17 protein-coding genes are annotated in these 19,544 nt (G+C 61.1%); 13 read left to right on the top strand and 4 right to left on the bottom strand.

The genetic code is table 11. The features are described from left to right. Positions 1 to 27: 27 nt before the first annotated feature. The 10 genes from rlmN (at position 28) to CAF80_RS26915 (ending at position 10,950) form a co-directional block, all read left to right on the top strand. Entirely contained in the window at positions 28 to 1,176 is a 1,149-nt protein-coding gene (rlmN, locus tag CAF80_RS26960; RefSeq protein ID WP_007964428.1) for a 23S rRNA (adenine(2503)-C(2))-methyltransferase RlmN, read from the top strand. A 12-nt stretch (positions 1,177 to 1,188) separates the two neighbouring features. Beyond that, positions 1,189 to 1,947 carry a type IV pilus biogenesis/stability protein PilW gene (gene pilW, locus CAF80_RS26955; protein ID WP_007956682.1) on the top strand — a complete coding sequence of 253 codons (759 nt, stop codon included), beginning with the start codon at positions 1,189 to 1,191 and terminating at the stop codon, positions 1,945 to 1,947. Then, entirely contained in the window at positions 1,947 to 3,005 is a 1,059-nt protein-coding gene (locus tag CAF80_RS26950) for a RodZ domain-containing protein (protein WP_074691026.1), read from the top strand. The genes pilW and CAF80_RS26950 overlap by 1 nt, the downstream gene beginning before the upstream one ends. A gap of 3 nt (positions 3,006 to 3,008) precedes the next feature. Further along, positions 3,009 to 4,118 carry a flavodoxin-dependent (E)-4-hydroxy-3-methylbut-2-enyl-diphosphate synthase gene (gene ispG, locus CAF80_RS26945; RefSeq protein ID WP_007956680.1) on the top strand — a complete coding sequence of 370 codons (1,110 nt, stop codon included), beginning with the start codon at positions 3,009 to 3,011 and terminating at the stop codon, positions 4,116 to 4,118. 22 nt (positions 4,119 to 4,140) lie between these two features. Next, positions 4,141 to 5,430, top strand: a complete 1,290-nt coding sequence (hisS, locus tag CAF80_RS26940) for a histidine--tRNA ligase (protein WP_039765722.1) — start codon at positions 4,141 to 4,143, stop codon at positions 5,428 to 5,430. A gap of 41 nt (positions 5,431 to 5,471) precedes the next feature. Continuing rightward, entirely contained in the window at positions 5,472 to 6,113 is a 642-nt protein-coding gene (locus CAF80_RS26935; RefSeq protein WP_011335807.1) for a tetratricopeptide repeat protein, read from the top strand. Further along, positions 6,106 to 7,257, top strand: a complete 1,152-nt coding sequence (gene bamB, locus CAF80_RS26930) for an outer membrane protein assembly factor BamB (protein ID WP_074691027.1) — start codon at positions 6,106 to 6,108, stop codon at positions 7,255 to 7,257. Before CAF80_RS26935 ends, bamB begins: the two co-directional genes overlap by 8 nt. Before the next feature lie 136 nt (positions 7,258 to 7,393). Then, positions 7,394 to 8,866 (top strand): ribosome biogenesis GTPase Der, encoded by a 1,473-nt coding sequence (gene der, locus CAF80_RS26925; protein WP_007956675.1) that lies wholly within the window; start codon positions 7,394 to 7,396, stop codon positions 8,864 to 8,866. A gap of 156 nt (positions 8,867 to 9,022) precedes the next feature. Next, on the top strand, positions 9,023 to 10,171 hold the full coding sequence (locus tag CAF80_RS26920) for a pyridoxal phosphate-dependent aminotransferase (protein ID WP_085668159.1): 1,149 nt from the start codon (positions 9,023 to 9,025) through the stop codon (positions 10,169 to 10,171). Beyond that, positions 10,159 to 10,950, top strand: coding sequence for an amidohydrolase (locus CAF80_RS26915; protein ID WP_085668158.1), 792 nt, complete (start codon positions 10,159 to 10,161; stop codon positions 10,948 to 10,950). Before CAF80_RS26920 ends, CAF80_RS26915 begins: the two co-directional genes overlap by 13 nt. A gap of 196 nt (positions 10,951 to 11,146) precedes the next feature. Here the strand turns inward: CAF80_RS26915 and leuA are convergent, their stop codons facing one another. From leuA to CAF80_RS26890, 4 genes are all read right to left on the bottom strand, one after another. Then, positions 11,147 to 12,826 carry a 2-isopropylmalate synthase gene (leuA, locus tag CAF80_RS26910; RefSeq protein WP_007956672.1) on the bottom strand — a complete coding sequence of 560 codons (1,680 nt, stop codon included), beginning with the start codon at positions 12,824 to 12,826 and terminating at the stop codon, positions 11,147 to 11,149. 367 nt (positions 12,827 to 13,193) lie between these two features. Continuing rightward, entirely contained in the window at positions 13,194 to 14,015 is an 822-nt protein-coding gene (locus CAF80_RS26900) for a peptidoglycan DD-metalloendopeptidase family protein (RefSeq protein ID WP_039765736.1), read from the bottom strand. A 3-nt stretch (positions 14,016 to 14,018) separates the two neighbouring features. Continuing rightward, positions 14,019 to 15,398 carry an exodeoxyribonuclease VII large subunit gene (gene xseA, locus CAF80_RS26895; RefSeq protein WP_074691029.1) on the bottom strand — a complete coding sequence of 460 codons (1,380 nt, stop codon included), beginning with the start codon at positions 15,396 to 15,398 and terminating at the stop codon, positions 14,019 to 14,021. Between the two features lie 10 nt (positions 15,399 to 15,408). Next, a complete protein-coding gene (locus CAF80_RS26890) occupies positions 15,409 to 16,296 on the bottom strand; it encodes a LysR family transcriptional regulator (protein WP_074691030.1) in 888 nt (295 codons plus the stop codon). 100 nt (positions 16,297 to 16,396) lie between these two features. On the opposite strand from CAF80_RS26890, the gene CAF80_RS26885 reads away from it, so the two are divergent. The 3 genes from CAF80_RS26885 (at position 16,397) to guaB (ending at position 19,461) form a co-directional block, all read left to right on the top strand. Next, positions 16,397 to 17,164 (top strand): sulfite exporter TauE/SafE family protein, encoded by a 768-nt coding sequence (locus CAF80_RS26885; RefSeq protein WP_074691031.1) that lies wholly within the window; start codon positions 16,397 to 16,399, stop codon positions 17,162 to 17,164. A gap of 163 nt (positions 17,165 to 17,327) precedes the next feature. Continuing rightward, positions 17,328 to 17,876 carry a hypothetical protein gene (locus tag CAF80_RS26880; RefSeq protein WP_011335799.1) on the top strand — a complete coding sequence of 183 codons (549 nt, stop codon included), beginning with the start codon at positions 17,328 to 17,330 and terminating at the stop codon, positions 17,874 to 17,876. A 115-nt stretch (positions 17,877 to 17,991) separates the two neighbouring features. Then, positions 17,992 to 19,461, top strand: a complete 1,470-nt coding sequence (guaB, locus tag CAF80_RS26875; protein WP_011335798.1) for an IMP dehydrogenase — start codon at positions 17,992 to 17,994, stop codon at positions 19,459 to 19,461. The last annotated feature ends 83 nt before the right edge of the window (positions 19,462 to 19,544 follow it).

Below are 19,544 nucleotides of genomic sequence, written 5' to 3'. Positions count from 1 at the left end.
CATTGGCTTAAGAGTGAAGGTGAATCCATGACGACATCGACTGTTAAAACCAACCTGCTGGGTCTGACCCAGCCGGAAATGGAAAAATTCTTCGACTCAATCGGGGAGAAGCGTTTCCGTGCCGGTCAGGTAATGAAATGGATTCACCACTTTGGCGTCGATGATTTCGACGCCATGACGAACGTCAGCAAGGCCTTGCGCGAAAAGCTCAAGGCTGTTGCTGAGGTCCGTGGTCCCGAAGTGGTCAGCGAGGACATTTCCAGCGACGGCACCCGTAAGTGGGTGGTGCGCGTGGCGTCCGGCAGCTGTGTCGAGACCGTTTACATTCCCCAGGGCAAGCGCGGCACTCTGTGCGTTTCGTCCCAGGCAGGCTGTGCCCTGGACTGCAGTTTCTGCTCCACCGGCAAGCAAGGCTTCAACAGCAACCTCACCGCCGCCGAAGTCATCGGTCAGGTGTGGATTGCCAACAAATCCTTCGGCAGTGTTCCGGCTACCATCGACCGCGCCATCACCAACGTGGTGATGATGGGCATGGGCGAACCGCTGCTGAACTTCGATAACGTCGTGGCCGCCATGCATCTGATGATGGATGACCTGGGCTACGGGATCTCCAAGCGCCGCGTGACCCTGTCCACGTCGGGTGTGGTGCCGATGATCGATGAGCTGGCCAAGCACATCGACGTATCCCTGGCGTTGTCCCTGCACGCACCGAATGACGCATTGCGTAACCAATTGGTGCCGATCAACAAGAAATATCCGCTTAAGATGCTGCTCGAGTCGTGCCAGCGCTACATGTCCGCCCTTGGCGAGAAACGTGTGCTGACCATCGAGTACACCTTGCTCAAGGACGTCAACGACAAGCTTGAGCACGCCGTGGAAATGATCGAGCTGCTCAAAGATATTCCATGCAAGATCAACCTGATTCCGTTCAACCCGTTCCCGCATTCCGGGTATGAGCGGCCGAGCAACAACGCCATCCGCCGGTTCCAGGATCAGCTTCACCAGGCCGGTTTCAACGTCACCGTGCGCACCACCCGTGGTGAAGACATCGACGCGGCTTGTGGTCAATTGGTAGGGCAGGTGCTGGATCGCACCCGTCGCAGCGAACGTTACATCGCCGTGCGTGAGTTGAGCGCCGACAGCGATCTGGCACAGAACGCCGCGAACACTAACTAAGAGAGGATCTCTATGTCCCTGCGCTTTGCGCTGCTGTTGCTGTTGGCCAGCCTGTGTGCTGGTTGTGTCCTGTCGGGCGATTACAACCCGATGAAGACCAGCAAGGGCCGTGACGAAGCGCGGGCTGCCTACGTGCAGCTGGGGCTGGGATACTTGCAGCAGGGCATGACCGAACGGGCCAAGGTTCCACTGAAGAAAGCCCTGGAGCTGGACGGTTCGGATCCCGACGCCAATGCCGCGCTGGGGCTGGTGTTTCAGGCCGAGATGGAACCTGCGCTTGCTGACGAACACTTTCGCAAAGCCTTGTCCTCCCGTCCCGCCGATGCGCGCATCCTCAACAACTACGGCAGTTTTCTCTACGAAGAACAGCGTTACAAGGAAGCCTACGAGCGTTTTGAACAGGCGGCCGCCGATACCCTGTATCCTGAGCGTTCGCGGGTGTTCGAGAACCTCGGCATGACGGCGGCGAAGCTCGGACAGCGTGATCTGGCGCAGCAGCAGCTGGAAAAAGCACTGCGTTTGAACCGTCAGCAGCCACGGGCATTGCTGGAAATGGCTGAGTTGTCATTCGAAGACAGGCATTATGTGCCCGCGCGTGACTATTACGACCGTTTCAGCCAGCTCTCCGAGCAAAATGCACGTAGTCTGTTGCTCGCCGTTCGGTTGGCAAAAGTATTTGAAGATCGCGACAAGGCCGCCAGTGCGGGCCTGCAATTAAAACGACTCTATCCCGGTACGCCGGAATATCAGCAATACCTGTCGGAGCAATGATGAAAGCGGCGCATCCCGAAGTTGTAGCAGCGAATCGCGTTAACCCCGGTGAGACCCTGCGCCAGGCCCGCGAAAGCAATGGCTGGTCGCTGGCCGAAGTGGCCCTCAAGCTCAACCTCACCGTGACTTCCCTGAGCAATCTTGAAGCCGGCGCATTCGACAAGTTGCCCGGGCATACCTTCGCTCGCGGCTACATTCGCGCGTACGCCAAATTGCTCGGCATGGATCAGACCGTTCTGGTCCAGCAATTCGACCAGTCCACCGGCACTGACTCCCAAGGCAGCAACGTCCACGCTCTGGGTCGTATTGAAGAGCCGGTACGGGTTTCCCATACCATTTTGCGTATCGTCAGCCTGTTGCTGCTGATTGCGGTCATCGGCGGCGGTTTCGTCTGGTGGCAGGATCAGACCTCGTTGCGTACCAAGGACCTGATCGGCCTGGCACCGGAGCACGTCGAAGTCGAAGGCGCCGACGGCACCACCCAGATTCATCCGCTGGACGAGCCGGAAGACCAGGCCGTCGCGGAAGGCGAAGCCGAGGGCTCGACCGCTCTGGCACTGCCTCAATCGGAATCCACGGCTGAATCGACCGGCGCCGAGACCGAGGCCGCAGCTCCTGCGACCGCACCGGTTGCTCCGGCACCTGCTGCGCCAGCCGCGACTCCGGCTGCACCGGCTCATACGCCAGCGCCTGTGGTTGCTGCTCCTGCAAATCCGGCACCTGCCGCTCCGGCCACGCCTGCACCGACCGTTGCTGCCCCGGCAGCTCCGGCCGTCGCGGCACCCGCGCCGACAGCGCCCGTAGCTCCGGTTGCAGGTCAAGGCCAGGTTCAGGTGCAGTTCATCGCCGATTGCTGGACTCAAGTGACCGATGGCAGCGGCAAAGTGCTGTACAGCGGCCTCAAGCGTAAGGGCGACAGCCTGTCTGTCGTCGGCAAGCCTCCGTTTGCCGTGCGTCTGGGCGTTGCCCGTGGCGCGCAGGTCAGCTACAACGGCCAGCCGGTCGATGTCGCTCCGTTCACCAGTGGCGAGACCGCTCGCCTGAAGTTGGGTCAATAAGTCATGCACGGCGAATCTCCAATCAAACGTCGCGAATCGCGCAAGATCTGGGTCGGTAACGTGCCCGTGGGCGGCGATGCCCCTATCGCTGTGCAGAGCATGACCAACAGCGACACCAATGACGTCGCTGCCACCGTCGCACAGATCAATCGTCTGGAAGCCGCCGGCGTCGATATCGTCCGCGTTTCGGTACCGGACATGGACGCCGCCGAGGCGTTCGGCAAGATCAAGCAACTGGTCAAGGTGCCGTTGGTTGCCGACATCCATTTCGACTACAAGATCGCTCTGCGCGTGGCCGAACTGGGTGTGGACTGCCTGCGCATCAACCCGGGCAACATCGGTCGCGAAGACCGTGTGCGTGCGGTGGTCGATGCCGCCCGTGACCGCGGGATCCCGATCCGCATCGGCGTCAACGCCGGTTCCCTGGAAAAAGACCTGCAAAAGAAATACGGCGAGCCGACGCCAGCTGCGCTGGTCGAGTCCGCCCTGCGTCACGTCGAACACCTCGAACGCCTGAATTTCCAGGACTTCAAGGTCAGTGTGAAGGCTTCTGACGTGTTCATGGCCGTTGAAGCCTACCGCCTGCTGGCCAAGGAAATCGTCCAGCCGCTGCACCTGGGCATCACCGAAGCCGGTGGATTGCGCTCCGGTACAGTGAAATCCGCCGTGGGCCTAGGTATGCTGCTCGCCGAGGGGATTGGCGATACTATCCGCATCTCGCTGGCGGCCGACCCGGTCGAGGAAGTGAAGGTCGGTTACGACATTCTCAAGTCTTTGCATCTGCGTTCCCGTGGCATCAACTTCATCGCCTGCCCGAGCTGCTCGCGGCAGAACTTCGATGTGGTCAAGACCATGAACGAGCTGGAAGGGCGCCTTGAAGACCTGCTGGTGCCGCTGGATGTCGCGGTGATCGGTTGCGTGGTCAACGGCCCCGGCGAAGCCAAGGAAGCCCATATCGGCTTGACCGGCGGCACGCCAAACCTGATTTACATCGACGGCAAGCCGTCGCAGAAACTGACGAATGACAATCTGGTGGACGAGCTGGAAAAGCTGATCCGCGAGAAAGCGGCCGAGAAGGTCGAAGCTGACGCAGCGGTTATTGCGCGCGGCTGATCGAACGAACTAAGGAATTTCTGTGAGCAAGTCTCTGCAAGCCATTCGTGGCATGAACGACATCCTGCCGGAACAGACGCCGGTATGGCGCTATTTCGAAGGCACCGTTTCGCGTCTGCTGGATAACTACGGTTACAAGCAGATCCGCATGCCGATCGTCGAGTTCACCGAGCTGTTCAAGCGCTCGATCGGTGAAGTGACCGACATCGTCGAAAAAGAGATGTACACCTTCGAAGACCGCAACGGCGACTCGCTGACCCTGCGTCCGGAAGGCACGGCCGCGTGCGTGCGTGCGGTGCTCGAGCACGGCATCACCGGCGGTGGCCAGGTGCAGAAACTCTGGTACATCGGCCCGATGTTCCGTCACGAGCGTCCGCAGAAAGGCCGTTATCGCCAGTTCCACCAGATCGGTCTGGAGGTGTTCAACCTCGACGGTCCGGACATCGACGCCGAACTGATCATCATGACCTGGCGCCTGTGGGGCGAGCTGGGCATCCGCGATGCGGTCAAGCTCGAGCTCAACAGCCTCGGCACCAGCGAGTCCCGCAGCCGTTATCGTGAAGCGCTGGTCGAGTATCTCTCGGCGCACCACGACAAACTGGACGAAGACAGCCAGCGTCGCCTGAAGACCAACCCGCTGCGGGTGCTCGACACCAAAAATGCCGACACCCAGGCCGTGCTGGTCGATGCGCCGAAAATGGCCGACTACCTGGATGACGAATCCCGTGCCCACTTCGAAGGCCTGAAGGCCCGTCTGGATGCCGTCGGCATTCCTTACGTGCTCAACCCGAAGCTGGTGCGTGGTTTGGATTACTACAGCAAAACCGTATTCGAATGGGTCACCGACAAGCTCGGCGCCCAGGGCACCGTCTGCGCGGGTGGGCGCTATGACGGTCTGGTCGAGCAGATGGGCGGCAAGCCGACCCCGGGCGTCGGTTTCGCCATGGGCATCGAGCGTCTGGTGCTGCTGCTGGAAACCCTGGAGCAGATCCCGGAAGAAATCTCCCGTCAGGTTGACGTCTATCTCTGCGCCTTCGGCGAAGAAGCGGAGCTGGCCGGTCTGGCCCTGGCCGAGCGGGTACGCGACCAACTGCCCAACCTGCGCCTGCAAGTCAATGCCGGCGCCGGCAGCTTCAAGAGCCAGTTCAAGAAAGCCGACAAGAGCGGTGCGCTGTACGCACTGATCCTCGGTGACGACGAAATGGCCCAGCAAGTGGTAGGTTTCAAACCCCTGCGTGGCCAGGGCGAACAACAAAGCATTGCCTGGGATGCGCTCGCTGCACACCTGGCCACCTGCGTCGTGCAGGGTTGAAGCTGTCCAAACAGCCGATTTAGCGATTAAGGAGTATTGGGGTGTCGAGTACCGAAGACGAACAGTTGGCGGATTTGAAGGACTGGTGGACACGCAACGGCAAACCTCTGGTCACCGGCGGCCTGTTGGCGCTGGTCATCGTGTTCGGCTGGCAGGCTTATCACAAGTATCAGAGCAACCAGTCGCAAGGCGCCTCGGTGCTCTATCAGCAATTGCTGGAAACCACGCTGACCCCGGATGGCAAGCCTGACGCCGCGCGTGTTGCGGATCTGGCCGGCAAGCTCAACAGCGAATTCGGCGGTTCTGCCTACGCGCAGTACGGCAGCCTGTTCGTGGCCAAGGTAGCTGTCGACAGCGGCAAGCTGGACGACGCGGCGACCGAACTCAAGGCCATCGTTGCCAAACCGGCCAACCCGGCGCTGGGCGAAATCGCCCGTCAGCGTCTGGCGCAGGTACTGGGCGCACAGAACAAGGCCGACGAAGCCCTGAAACTGCTCGAAGGCGATGCCGACAAGTCGTTCCTGGCCACTCGCGAAGAACTCAAGGGCGACCTGCTGGTACAGCTGGGCCGTACCGACGAAGCGAACGCGGCGTATCAAAAAGCCAAGGCGGCACTGTCGGATGAAGCGGCGGTCGGTGGCCTTCAAATCAAGCTGGACGACCTGGCCAAAGGGGATGCGTGACGTGATCCGTTGGAAGCATGCAGCATTGCTGGCTCTGGCCATTCTGGCCGCGGGTTGCAGCAGCAACAGCAAAAAAGAACTGCCACCGGCCGAGCTGACCGACTTCAAAGAAGAAGTGGTCCTGCACAAGCAGTGGAGCCGCTCGATCGGTGACGGTCAGGGCGAAACGTACAACATGCTGGTGCCGGCGATCGACGGTGACACCATCTACGCGGCCGACGTGACCGGTATCGTGATGGGCCTGGATCGCAGCAACGGCGACGTGAAATGGAAGAAAGACCTTGAACTGCCTGTGTCCGGCGCCGTTGGCGTGGGTTACGGTCTGGTCATGGTCGGCACCCTGCGCGGTGAAGTCGTTGCCCTCGACGCCATCAACGGCGAAGAGAAGTGGCGCTCGCGCGTCAACAGCGAAGTTCTCGCGCCACCGGCCAACAACGGTGACGTGGTAGTGGTACAGACCCAGGACGATCGTCTGATCGGCCTGGACGCGTCCACCGGCAACCAGCGTTGGGTGTATGACAGCACGCCGGCCGTACTGACCCTGCGCGGCACCAGTGCACCGATCGTCACCAACCGCCTCGCGGTGGCTGGCCTGTCGACCGGTAAAGTGGTCGCTCTCGACATTTCCAACGGCGTGCCGGTCTGGGAACAGCGGATCGCGATTCCACAAGGTCGTTCGGAACTGGAGCGCGTGGTCGACATCGACGGCGGTCTGCTGCTGTCCGGCGGTACCCTGTACGTTGCCAGCTATCAGGGTCGCGTCGCGGCACTGGATCTGGAAAGCGGCCGTCAACTCTGGCAGCGCGACGCGTCGAGCTACGCCGGTGTTGCCCAGGGTTTCGGCAACGTCTACGTAAGCCTGTCGTCGGGTACCGTTGAAGGCGTCGACGAGCGTTCCACCACAGCCCTGTGGAGCAACGACTCGCTGGCCCGCCGTCAACTGTCGGCGCCGGAAGTGTTCTCCAGCTACGTTGCAGTCGGTGACCTGGAAGGTTACCTGCACCTGCTGAGTCAGGTGGACGGTCGTTTCGTCGGCCGCGAGCGCATCGACAGCGACGGCCTGCGTGCCCGTCCGCTGGTGGTGGGTGACACGATTTACGTGTATGGCAACAGCGGCAAACTGGAAGCCCTGACCATCAAGTAACAACTATGCTTGGGGTTAAACCCCCAGGCGGCCCCGGATCCACGGGGCTTGCAGCGCTTTCTGGCGTTGCCCCGAGCACCAGCCGCTGCCTCGCAGCGGCTTTTGTATTTTCTGAAATAACGAAGTGGAGAGCCGCATGGTTCCCGTAATCGCCCTGGTGGGCCGACCGAACGTCGGCAAGTCCACCTTGTTCAACCGCCTGACCAGGACTCGCGACGCCATCGTCGGCGACTTGTCCGGTCTGACCCGTGATCGCCAGTACGGTGAGGCCAAGTGGCAAGGGCGTTCCTACATTCTGATCGACACCGGCGGTATCTCCGGTGACGAGCATGGTATGGACGAAAAAATGGCCGAGCAGTCGCTGCTGGCCATCGAAGAAGCGGATGTCGTTCTGTTCCTGGTAGATGCCAAGGCCGGTTTCACCGCCGCTGACCAGATGATCGCCGAACACTTGCGCAAACGTAACAAGCGTTCCCACGTGGTCGCCAACAAGGTCGACAACATCGACCCGGAAATGGCCCGCGCCGAATTCGCCCCGCTGGGCATGGGCCACGCGATCCCGATCGCCGGCGCCCACGGTCGCGGCATCACGCAATTGCTGGAAGCCGCCCTGAGCGACTTCCCGCGCGATGATGACGAGCCGGCCGAAGGTGAAGAGGAAGAAGTGGTCGCCGAAGGCGAGGAAGCCAAGCGCATTCCTGGCCCGAGCGAAAAAGACGGGATCAAGATCGCCATCATCGGCCGGCCGAACGTCGGCAAGTCGACCCTGGTCAACCGCATGCTCGGTGAAGACCGGGTAATCGTCTACGACCAGCCCGGCACCACCCGCGACAGTATCTACATCCCGTTCGAGCGTAACGACGAGAAGTACACGCTGATCGACACCGCCGGTGTACGCAAGCGCGGCAAGATCCACGAAGAAGTCGAAAAATTCTCCGTGGTCAAAACCCTGCAGGCGATCAAAGACGCCAACGTGGTGATCTTCGTGATGGACGCCCGCGAAGGCGTGGTCGATCACGACCTCAACCTGCTGGGCTTCGCTCTTGAAGCAGGTCGTGCGCTGGTGATCGCGATCAACAAGTGGGACGGCATGACGCCAAGCGAGCGCGACTTCGTGAAGGTCGAGCTGCAGCGTCGGTTGTTCTTCGTTGACTTCGCCGATATCCACTTCATCTCGGCACTGCACGGTACTGGCGTGGGCAACCTCTACGCCTCGGTGCAGAACTCGTTCAAGTCCGCGGTCACCCGCTGGCCGACCAGCCGCCTGACGCAGATTCTTGAAGACGCGGTCAGCGAACACCAGCCGCCGATGGTCAACAGCCGCCGGATCAAGCTGCGTTACGCTCACCTGGGTGGTGCGAACCCGCCGATCATCGTGATCCACGGCAACCAGATCGAGAAAGTGCCGAAGTCGTACGTGCGCTATCTGGAAAACACTTACCGCCGTGTACTCAAACTGGTCGGTACGCCGATCCGTATCGAGTTCAAGGGCGGCGAGAACCCGTACGAAGGCAACAAGAACACGCTGACCGACCGCCAGGTCAACAAGAAGCGTCGTTTGATGTCGCACAACAAGAAAGCCAGCAAGAAGCGCCGCGACAAGAAGTAAAAAGAGCAGCTGCGGGTTTCGAGCTGCAAGCTTCAAGTTAAAGCGTGGAAGCAAAGAAGGGCTCTGTTCAGAGCCCTTTTTTGTGGGCGATGGATTGATGCTTGAAACTTGTCGCTTGCAGCTTGAAACTTGCAGCTCACCTGCAAGGGGCTCCCGATGATCACCAGTAAGCTGCCGAATGTCGGCATCACTATTTTCACGCAGATGTCTCAGCTCGCGGCGCAGACCGGAGCGATCAACCTTTCCCAGGGTTTTCCCGATTTCGACGGCCCGCAGGCACTGCGCGACGCGGTCGGTCGACACATCGCCAACGGCCACAACCAGTATTCGCCCATGACCGGCCTGCCGGCGCTGCGCCAGCAGATCGCGGCGAAAATCGCCCGCAGTTATGGCGCGAACGTCGATGCCGATACCGAAGTAACCGTGACCCCCGGCGCGACCCAGGCGATCTTCTGCGCCATCCAGGCGGTTATCCACAGCGGCGACGAAGTCATCGTGTTCGACCCGGCCTACGACAGCTATGAGCCCGCAGTAGAACTGGCCGGCGGACGCTGCGTGCATGTGCAACTTGGGCTGAAGGATTTCTCCATCGACTTCGACAAACTCAGCGCAGCCCTGAGCCCGCGAACGCGGATGATCATCCTTAACACCCCGCACAACCCGAGCGGTGCCTTGATCAGTCGCGCCGAGCTGGATCAGTTGGCGGCGTTGATCCGAGATCGCGACATCTACGTGATCAGCGACGAAGTCTATGAGCACCTGGTGTTTGACGGCGTGCCGCACGTCAGCGTGCTGGCCCATGAAGAGCTGTATCAGCGCGCCTTCGTGGTCAGCTCGTTCGGCAAGACCTATCACGTCACCGGCTGGAAAACCGGTTACGTCGTGGCGCCGCCGGCCCTGACGGCGGAGCTGCGCAAGGTGCACCAGTACGTCAGTTTCTGCGGCGTGACCCCGTTGCAGTTTGCTTTGGCCGATTACATGGCCGAGCATCCGGAACACGTCGAAGAGCTGCCGGGCTTCTATCAGGCCAAGCGTGATCTGTTCTGTGATCTGCTGGCGCCGTCGCGATTCAGTTTCACCCGTGTCACCGGCACCTATTTCCAGTTGGTCGAATACTCGCAAATTCGCCCTGATTTGAACGATGTCGAAATGGCGATGTGGATGACCCGTGAGCATGGCGTGGCGAGTATTCCGGTGTCGGTGTTCTACCAGAATCCACCGGAAGGCCAGCGCCTGGTGCGCCTGTGCTTTGCCAAACGTGAGGAGACGCTGCGGGAAGCGGCGGCCAAGCTATGCGTGATCTGAGTGCGTTGCCCGACCTCAATCTGGCGCTGATCCAGACCAGCCTGGCCTGGCATGACCGTCAGGCCAATCTCGAGCATTTCGATGTGTTGCTGGAGCAGGCGCGCGGTGCGGATCTGATCATCCTGCCGGAAATGTTCACTACCGGATTCTCCATGGCGTCCGAAACCCTGGCCGAAGCCGAAAACGGTCCGACCAGCAAATGGCTGCGGGCCCAGGCAGCGAAGCTGAACGCAGTCGTCACGGGCAGCGTGATCATCCAGGCTGCCGACGGCAGTCATCGCAACCGCTTGCTGTGGGCGCGGCCGGACGGCGAAGTGCTGCATTACGACAAACGCCACCTGTTCCGCATGGCCGGCGAGCACAATCATTACACGCCCGGCGAGCGCCAGGTGCAGTTCGAGCTCAAGGGCTGGCGGGTGCGTCCGCTGATTTGCTACGACTTGCGCTTCCCGGTGTGGAGTCGCGACGCTCAGGACACCGACCTGCTGCTGTACACCGCCAACTGGCCGGGCGCACGGCGTCAACACTGGAACCGGTTGCTGCCGGCCCGGGCCATCGAAAACCTGTGCTATGTGGCGGCGGTCAACCGGGTGGGTACCGATGGCAAGGGGTTCGCGTATACCGGCGACAGTCAGGTGCTGGATTTTCAGGGCGAGACGTTGCTGGCGGCGGGGGAGGCTGACGGGGTGTTCAAGGTGGTTCTGGAAGCGGCTTCGCTGGCGGCTTACCGCGAGCGGTTCCCGGCGAATCTGGACGCGGACACCTTCGAGTTCACCTGATAGCCCAGATCACCTAGATCGTTCCCACGTCGAGGCGTTGAACCGTCCGCGTGGGAATGCCTCAAGGGACGCTCCGCGTCCCAGTGACGCAGAGCGTCACGAGCTGCATTCCCACGCAGAGCGTGGGAACGATCAGATAGAAAATAAAAAGGCCCCGGAGTTCGCACTCAGGGGCCTTTTGCATTGCAGCGGTCAGTTACGCCGCTTTCGCTTCCGGCTGGCTCAGCGAGCGGTTCAGCGCGCTGAACAGGGCCTTGAAGCTGGCGGTGGTGATGTTTTCATCGATGCCCACGCCGTGCACCGCACGTTCGCCGTTCACACGCAGTTCGATGTAGGCCGCCGCCTTGGCGTTGGTGCCCGCGCCAATGGCGTGTTCGTTGTAGTCCATGATCTCCACCGGAATCGGCAGACCGGCCACCAGCGCTTCCAGCGCGCCGTTGCCCTTGCCGCGCCAGTGCAGATTGGTTTCGCCCTGACCCTTGCTCGCCACTTCCACTTCGACGGCACTGTTGCCGTTTTCTTCCTGCAGGCGATGGCTGACCAGCGCGTACGGGGTGTTGGCTTGCAGATATTCGCTGTGCAGCAGCGCGTGGATTTGCTGCGCGGTCATCTCCAGGCCCAGGCGATCGGTTTCACGCTGCACGACCTGGCTGAACTCGATCTGCATGCGACGTGGCAGGCTGATGCCGTATTCCTGTTCCAGCAAGTAGGCGATGCCGCCCTTGCCCGACTGGCTGTTGACGCGGATCACCGCCTCGTAGCTGCGGCCGATGTCGGCCGGGTCGATCGGCAGGTACGGTACTTCCCACAGGGCATCGGATTTCTGCTGGGCGAAGCCCTTGCGGATCGCGTCCTGGTGGGAGCCGGAGAACGCGGTGTGGACCAGGTCGCCGACATACGGGTGACGTGGGTGAACCTGGATCTGGTTGCACTCTTCGACGACCTTGCGCACGCCGTCGATGTCCGAGAAGTCCAGTTGCGGGTCGAGGCCCTGGGTGTACATGTTCAGTGCCACGGTGACGAGGTCGACGTTGCCGGTACGCTCGCCGTTGCCGAACAGGCAGCCTTCGACGCGGTCGGCGCCGGCCATCAGGCCCAACTCGGTGGCGGCCACGCCGGTGCCACGGTCGTTGTGGGTGTGCAGGCTGATGATCACGCTGTCACGACGGTTGATGTTGCGGTGGAACCACTCGATCTGGTCTGCGTAGACGTTCGGGGTCGCGCATTCAACGGTGGCCGGCAGGTTGAGGATGATCTTGTGCTCAGGCGTCGGGTTCCAGACCTCGATCACCGCGTCACAGACTTCCTTGGCAAATTCCAGTTCGGTGGCGCTGAAGGTTTCCGGCGAGTACTCGAAGGTCCACTCGGTGTCCGGCTGCATGGCGGCGTATTTGACGAACAGCTTGGCGGCGTTCACGGCGATGGCCTTGATCCCGTCCTTGTCCTGGTTGAAGACGATGCGACGGAAAGAAGGGGAGGTGGCGTTGTACAGGTGAACGATTGCCTTCTTCGCCCCGCGCAGGGATTCGAAGGTGCGCTCGATCAGGTCTTCACGGCCCTGGGTCAGCACCTGGATGGTGGTGTCGTCCGGGATGTGGCCGTCTTCGATCAAGGTGCGCACGAAGTCGAAGTCGGTTTGCGAAGCGGCCGGGAACGACGCCTCGATTTCCTTCACACCCACCTGCACCAGGGTTTTCCAGAAGCGCAGCTTTTTCACCGCGTCCATTGGTTCGATCAGCGACTGGTTGCCGTCACGCAGGTCGGAGCTGCACCAGATCGGCGCGGCATCGATGGTTTTCGACGGCCAGGTGCGATCCGGCAGGTTGATCACTGGAAACGCGCGGTATTTCGAAGACGGGTCTTTGAGCATGCTCATCGGGAAATTCCTTATTGTCTGGGCCGAAAAGAGGCGGCCTGCCGGTGGAACGAACGTTCTTGGAAAAGCGTGGGACGAGGCGCAGCGATTCAGCCCGGCAGTCGTGCGCTGACGAGGCACAGGCTGCGGTGCTGGCGAAGCTGAATGAGGGTGTGAGAGGTTTTCATGCCCTCAACCCTAACCGCGAGGGATGAGGATGGCAAGCAGTCGGAAAAAATTGAGAGGAATACCCGGAAAGTGGTTTTTTCCGAGATTTTATTCTCTGAATCAAAGTGAATGTTTGCAGAGATTGCGCAGTCCGTTCGTCGTGCGCAATCCCTGTGGGAGCGACCTTGCTCGCGATGGGGCCAGTCGCTTCACCCACAAATCAAGGCTGGAATGCCCCAATGAAAATCGCCGGATCGACCCGCGCATCGTTCAGGCTGACGTTCCAGTGCATGTGCGGCCCGGTCGCCCGACCTGTAGCGCCAACCTTGCCCACCACCGCACCGCGCGCCAGTTGCTGGCCGTTCTGCACATCAATCTTCGACATATGGCAGAACATGCTGATGAAGCCCTGGCCGTGGTCGACGAACACCGTGTTGCCATTGAAGAAGTAGTTGCCGATCAGAATTACCTTGCCCGCTGCCGGGGTCTTGATCGGCGTGCCGGCCGGCACCGCGAAGTCCAGACCTGCGTGCGGATTGCGCTCTTCACCGTTGAAGAAACGGCGCACGCCGAACTTGCTCGACAGCGGTCCGTTGACCGGTTTGTCCAGCAGCAGGTTGCTCGGGGTATTCGGGCTGAAGCTGCGATAGGCCTTGATCTGCTCGGCCAGTTCGCCCTCGATCCGCTTGAGGTTGGCCGGGTTTGGATTGACCTGCTGGGTGTTCTTCAGGGTGATGTGCTGTTCCGGGTATTTCTTGTTGCCGACATTGAAGTTGAGATTACGGCCGCCACTGCTGATCTGCTGAACGCCGGGTTTGACGGTCAACGGAACGCCGACAATCGCCAGCCAGTTGTTCTGTTCCTTGACCACCAGCACCGGTTTGCCCTGATACGTGGCTTTCGGCGCTTGCGCAGCGGTCCCCAGATCGACGACAGCCACGCCGCCCGGCACCGGTTTGTTCAGCAGGCGGGTGATGTAACTGTCGGCGTGGGCGTTGAAGGTCAGGCACAGCAACAGCAGCGGAGCAAGAAAACGCGGCATGGATCAGTCCAGTAAAGAAAGGGTGACAGGCGTCAGGTGATTGTCCTCGACGCGCACTTGCAGTTCGCCTTCGCCCAGTCTGGCCTTGAGGCGCTGGCCGGTGTGGGTCTGCGCGGCGTTACGAATCGCGTTGCCGCGCTCATCCAGCAGAATGCTGTAGCCACGACCGAGGGTCGCCAGCGGGCTGACCACGTGCAGGGTCTGCATCTGGCTTTGCAACTGAAGTCGACGGCGTTTCAGACCTTCGTTCATGGCGCGTGGCAGGCGTTCAGCGAGACTGTCGAGGCGCTGGCGCAACAGGGCCAGCTGGCGTCCCGGATGTTGCCCGGCGAGGCGGGTTTCCAGACGAATCAGGCGTTCGCGGCGGGTATTGAGCTGGCGCTCGAAGGCGCGGCGCATGCGCATGTCCAGATCATCCAGACGTTGTGCCTGTTGGCGCAGACGTTCGCCGGGATGGCGCAAGCGGCGGGTCATGCCTTCAAGGCGCAGGCGATCGCGCATCAGGCGGTCACGCATGCGCATCACCAACCGGCGATGCAGGCTTTCGACCTGCCGGATCAGGTGGCTGGAATCCGGGGCAAGCAGTTCAGCAGCAGCGGACGGCGTCGGTGCGCGCACGTCCGCCACGAAGTCGCTGATCGACACATCGGTTTCATGGCCTACCGCGCTGACGATCGGCGTGACGCAGGCATCTACCGCCCGGGCCACGGCTTCTTCGTTGAAGCACCAGAGGTCTTCCAGCGAGCCGCCGCCACGGGCCAGGATGAGCGCGTCGAAGCCACGGGCGTCCGCCAGTTTCAGGGCGCGGACAATCTGCGCGGTGGCTTCGCGGCCCTGAACGGCGGTCGGAATCAACGTCAGTTGCACCTGCGGCGCGCGGCGGCGGAACACGCTGATGATGTCGCGAATGACCGCACCGGTGGGAGAACTGATGATGCCGATGCGCTGCGGATGCGCCGGCAGCGGCACCTTGCGCTCGGCACTGAACAGGCCTTCGGCGCTGAGCTTTTCCTTCAAGGCATCGAAGGCCAGACGCAGCGCACCGTCACCGGCAGGCTCCACGGTGTCGAGGATCAACTGATAGTCGCCACGCCCTTCGAACAGCGAGACCTTGCCGCGCACCTTGACCGCCAGACCGTCCTTCAGCGCCTGACGCACCCGCGCGGCATTCTGGCGGAACAGCGCGCAACGCACCTGCGCACCGCTGTCCTTGAGCGTGAAATACACGTGGCCTGACGCCGGGCGGGCGAGGTTGGAGATTTCGCCTTCGACCCAGATGTTGCTGAACACGTCTTCGAGCAACACCCGCGCGCGGCCGTTGAGTTGGCTGACGGTCAGGATTTCGCGGTCGAGGCCGAGTCTTGCAAAGGGATCTTTAATCATGGGGCGCAGTTTAAAGGCATTCGCCGGTGAATGTCTGGAGGAAGTGTTGCTCCAGAGGTGTGGGATTTTGCCGAGAAGCGAGGGCGACGGTGCTCTGGCAATCGCCGGTCAGCGGCAGAAATCTCACGCCGGCGGGCGCGATGTCCTGCATTGAATCCGGCAGCAGAGCGATGCCGAATCCGGCCTGGATCAACTGCAATTGCGTGGTCTTGCGCGACATCACCCGTGCAGGCTGAGGAAAAAAGCCGTGACGCATGCACAGGTCGGCGCACAAATAACTCAGCCCGCCGCGCTGTGGGTGCGGGATGGAAATGAATGCTTCGTCCTTCAATTGCGCCAGATCGACTGCCTCCGTCGACGCCAGTCGATGATCCGCCGGCACAGCAAGCAGCAGACGTTCGGTGTAGAGCGGCACAATCTGAACACCCTCGCGCTGGCGCAGCACCGGCAGACGCAGCAGGCCGATATCGAGCCGGCCCTCGGCCAGTTCTTCAAGTTGCGCCTCCGAGGAGAGCGTGCCGATGTCCAGCGAAACGCCGGGTTGTTGCTCCAGGTATGCGCTCATGTCGCGCAACAATTGGCCGCTGATCGGCACGGTGCTGGAGTGACAAAGGCGCAAGGTGCCGCGCTGCCCTTGGCCGATTTCCGTGGCCAGGGTGCTGGCCTTGTTCAGTTCATTGAGCAGATTTTTCGCCCGGGGCAGGAACGCTTCGCCAGCGGCGGTGAGCCGGGGCTGGCGCGCGGTGCGTTCGAACAGCGGCGTTTGCAGGCGGGTTTCCATGTCCTTGATCTGCCGGCTCAGCGCCGACTGAGCAATGAACAGCCGTTCGGCTGCCGCGCTGAAGCTGCCGCTCTCTACGATTTCCACGAAGTAGCGCAATTGACGGGTTGAAAGCACGAGGCATGCCTTTTCGAGATGGCTTGGCGGTTTCGAAGATATTAGTCGCAACCCTCGGCGCTGGCTAAAGTCATCGCAGGCTTATAAAGGAAGCGAACGGATGAGCGTGGCGGGGTTGTTGAGCGAATGGTCGTGGGGCGCCCAGGGCTGGGTGGTGATCGGATTGGCCATCGCGCTGGCCTACATCGTGTTCGGGATTGCCGGTTTTGGCACGGCGCTGGTGGCGGGGCCGATTCTGATTCTGTTCATGCCGCTGTCGAAGATCGTGCCGTTGCTGGTGCTGCTGGATTTCGTCGCGGCGTTCGGCAATCTGCTGCCGTCGCGGCGAGATGTAGCGAAACCGGAATTGCTGCGGCTGCTGCCGTGCATGGCGGTGGGCTGCACGCTGGGGGTGATTTTCCTGCTTAACCTCAAGTCCGATCTGCTGTTGCTGTTGATGGGATTGTTCATCAGTGCTTATGCGATCTACAGCTTGTGGATCAAGGCTCGGCCGGCGCAGTTATCTGCTGGGTGGGCGTTGCCGATGGGCACCGTGGGCGGGCTGTTCGGGGCATTGTTTGGCAGCGGCGGCTTTCTTTATGCGATCTACCTCAACAGTCGATTGCCCAAGGACGCGGCGCGGGCCACGCAAAGTGCGCTGATCAGTTGCAGCACGGTGGTGCGTTTGAGCCTGTTCGCCATCGCCGGGGTGTATGCCGAGCTACCCTTGTTGATGCTTGCGCTGTGCCTGTTGCCGGCCATGGCGTTGGGCTTGTGGGTCGGACGGCGCTTGACCATGCGCCTGTCCCGCGAGGCCTTCGTGCGGCTGGTGACCTGGCTGGTGCTGGCGAGCGGGATTGCGCTGATCGGCCGCTATTTAAGCACTTGACCGGATTGTCTCAGGGATTAAGCTGCCGGCCTTTAGGGCCTCTTCGCGGGCAAGCCCGCTCCCACAGATTTCTCAGATGTACACAGGATGTGTGAGCGACTGAGAACCTTGTGGGAGCGGGCTTGCCCGCGAAGGCGTCAGAAGCCATACCGCAGGACTTTTCATGAATTCGCAGAGCATCATCGTCCCGAAAATTTCCAACCTGCCGGTGCACGAGCCCCGGGCCCGGGCGATCCTGCGCTGGCTGGTGCGCAAGAACATCGTCAAGGAAGAGCTGAGCACCTGTGGACGCACTGGCAATCGCATGGCCTACGCCATCGCCGATGGTGCCCGCGCGGTGGTGCTGCATCCCGAGGCGCTGCCGTTCGGTGAGCCGATCAATGGGCTGGAAGTCATCACCAAACGCTGCATCTACACCCCGGCCAAGGGTTTTCTCGAAGAGGCCGGTTGCGCCGAGTGCCGGCAGGAGATCGGCGAAGCGCTGTTCGAAAGTCTGGAAGACTGGATGCCGGGCCGCACCGACAACTTCACCTGCCCCGAATGCGGGCATGAAGACGATATCAACGGTTTTCTGTATTTACAGGAATGCGGGTTTTCCAACCTCGGTTTCATCTTCAACAACTGGCTGGAGGCGGGGTTCAAGCAGAGTTTCATCGACGAATTCGCCGACTGGCTGGATCAGCCGGTGAGCTGGGTCAAGGTCGAGCTGTAAGGGCAACTTTTCCCGTACATCAGCAACATTGATATAAGACAAGTTTTACATTGAGCCCGGTAGGGTGTCTGAGTATAATGGCGCGCTTCCATTTTCCCGCTCGGGAGCCCCCGCGATGCTGCGTATCAGCCAAGAAGCTCTGACCTTCGACGACATTCTCCTAGTGCCCGGTTATTCCGAGGTGCTTCCTAACGAAGTCAGTCTGAAGACCCGCCTTACCCGTGGCATCGAGCTGAACATTCCTCTGGTTTCTGCCGCCATGGACACCGTCACCGAAGCCCGTCTGGCAATCGCCATGGCTCAGGAAGGTGGCATCGGCATTATCCACAAGAACATGACCATCGAGCAGCAAGCTGCCGAAGTTCGCAAGGTCAAGAAGTTCGAAGCCGGTGTGGTCAAGGACCCAATCACCATCGAGGCTGACGCCACGGTTCGTGATCTGTTCGAACTGACCCGCATGCACAACATTTCCGGCGTTCCGGTGCTGCACGATGGCGACCTGGTCGGCATCGTCACTTCCCGTGACGTACGTTTCGAAACCCGTCTGGATGCCACCGTTCGTGAAGTGATGACGCCGAAAGAGCGTCTGGTCACTGTTCGCGAAGGCGCCGACAAGAACGAAGTCCGCGAGCTGCTGCACAAGCACCGCCTGGAAAAAGTCCTGATCGTCGACGACAAGTTTGCCCTCAAAGGCATGATGACCGTCAAAGACATCGAAAAAGCCAAGGCCTACCCGCTGGCCAGCAAGGACGACCAGGGTCGTCTGCGCGTTGGCGCTGCGGTCGGTACCGGTAAAGACACCGGTGACCGCGTTGCAGCCCTGGTCAATGCCGGTGTGGACGTGGTGGTGGTCGACACCGCGCACGGTCACTCCAAGGGCGTGATCGACCGCGTTCGCTGGGTCAAAGAGAATTTCCCTGAAGTGCAGGTGATCGGCGGCAACATCGCCACCGGCGCAGCCGCCAAGGCCCTGGCCGAAGCTGGCGCCGACGCGGTCAAGGTCGGTATCGGCCCTGGCTCGATCTGCACCACCCGTATCGTCGCCGGTGTCGGCGTTCCGCAAATCAGTGCCATCGCCAACGTTGCCGCTGCCCTCGAAGGCACTGGCGTTCCGTTGATCGCCGACGGCGGCATCCGTTTCTCCGGTGACCTGTCCAAGGCCATCGTTGCCGGTGCGTCCTGCGTGATGATGGGCTCGATGTTCGCCGGTACCGAAGAAGCGCCGGGTGAGATCGAACTGTTCCAGGGCCGTTCCTACAAGGCTTATCGCGGCATGGGTTCGCTGGGCGCCATGTCCCAGGCTCAAGGTTCTTCCGACCGTTACTTCCAGGACTCCTCGGCAGGCGCCGAGAAACTCGTTCCGGAAGGCATCGAAGGCCGTGTTCCTTACAAGGGCACCCTGAGCGCGATCATTCACCAGTTGATGGGCGGTCTGCGTTCCTCGATGGGTTACACCGGCAGCGCCAACATCGAAGAAATGCGCACCAAGCCCGAGTTTGTGCGGATCACCGGTGCCGGCATGGCCGAGTCCCACGTTCACGACGTGCAGATCACCAAGGAAGCGCCAAACTACCGCGTAGGTTGAGGCTTCAAGCAAAACGTTAAATGACCGGGGCTGTTTTATTCAGCCCCGAGTTGTTTCTGAATCAAGACTGTTTCTGAATTACT

Source organism: Pseudomonas sp. B34(2017) (genome assembly GCF_002112915.1).
Classification (GTDB): Bacteria; Pseudomonadota; Gammaproteobacteria; order Pseudomonadales; family Pseudomonadaceae; genus Aquipseudomonas; species Aquipseudomonas pharyngis.
This window is presented reverse-complemented; position numbering and strand designations above follow the sequence as displayed.

Bases quoted from the DNA above. Each gene is read 5' to 3' on its own strand.
- rlmN (WP_007964428.1), top strand. From the start codon at position 28: ATGACGACATCGACTGTTAAAACCAACCTGCTGGGTCTGACCCAGCCG.
- pilW (WP_007956682.1), top strand. From the start codon at position 1,189: ATGTCCCTGCGCTTTGCGCTGCTGTTGCTGTTGGCCAGCCTGTGTGCT.
- CAF80_RS26950 (WP_074691026.1), top strand. From the start codon at position 1,947: ATGAAAGCGGCGCATCCCGAAGTTGTAGCAGCGAATCGCGTTAACCCC.
- ispG (WP_007956680.1), top strand. From the start codon at position 3,009: ATGCACGGCGAATCTCCAATCAAACGTCGCGAATCGCGCAAGATCTGG.
- bamB (WP_074691027.1), top strand. From the start codon at position 6,106: ATGCGTGACGTGATCCGTTGGAAGCATGCAGCATTGCTGGCTCTGGCC.
- der (WP_007956675.1), top strand. From the start codon at position 7,394: ATGGTTCCCGTAATCGCCCTGGTGGGCCGACCGAACGTCGGCAAGTCC.
- CAF80_RS26920 (WP_085668159.1), top strand. From the start codon at position 9,023: ATGATCACCAGTAAGCTGCCGAATGTCGGCATCACTATTTTCACGCAG.
- CAF80_RS26915 (WP_085668158.1), top strand. From the start codon at position 10,159: ATGCGTGATCTGAGTGCGTTGCCCGACCTCAATCTGGCGCTGATCCAG.
- leuA (WP_007956672.1), bottom strand. From the start codon at position 12,826: ATGAGCATGCTCAAAGACCCGTCTTCGAAATACCGCGCGTTTCCAGTG.
- CAF80_RS26900 (WP_039765736.1), bottom strand. From the start codon at position 14,015: ATGCCGCGTTTTCTTGCTCCGCTGCTGTTGCTGTGCCTGACCTTCAAC.
- xseA (WP_074691029.1), bottom strand. From the start codon at position 15,398: ATGATTAAAGATCCCTTTGCAAGACTCGGCCTCGACCGCGAAATCCTG.
- CAF80_RS26885 (WP_074691031.1), top strand. From the start codon at position 16,397: ATGAGCGTGGCGGGGTTGTTGAGCGAATGGTCGTGGGGCGCCCAGGGC.
- CAF80_RS26880 (WP_011335799.1), top strand. From the start codon at position 17,328: ATGAATTCGCAGAGCATCATCGTCCCGAAAATTTCCAACCTGCCGGTG.
- guaB (WP_011335798.1), top strand. From the start codon at position 17,992: ATGCTGCGTATCAGCCAAGAAGCTCTGACCTTCGACGACATTCTCCTA.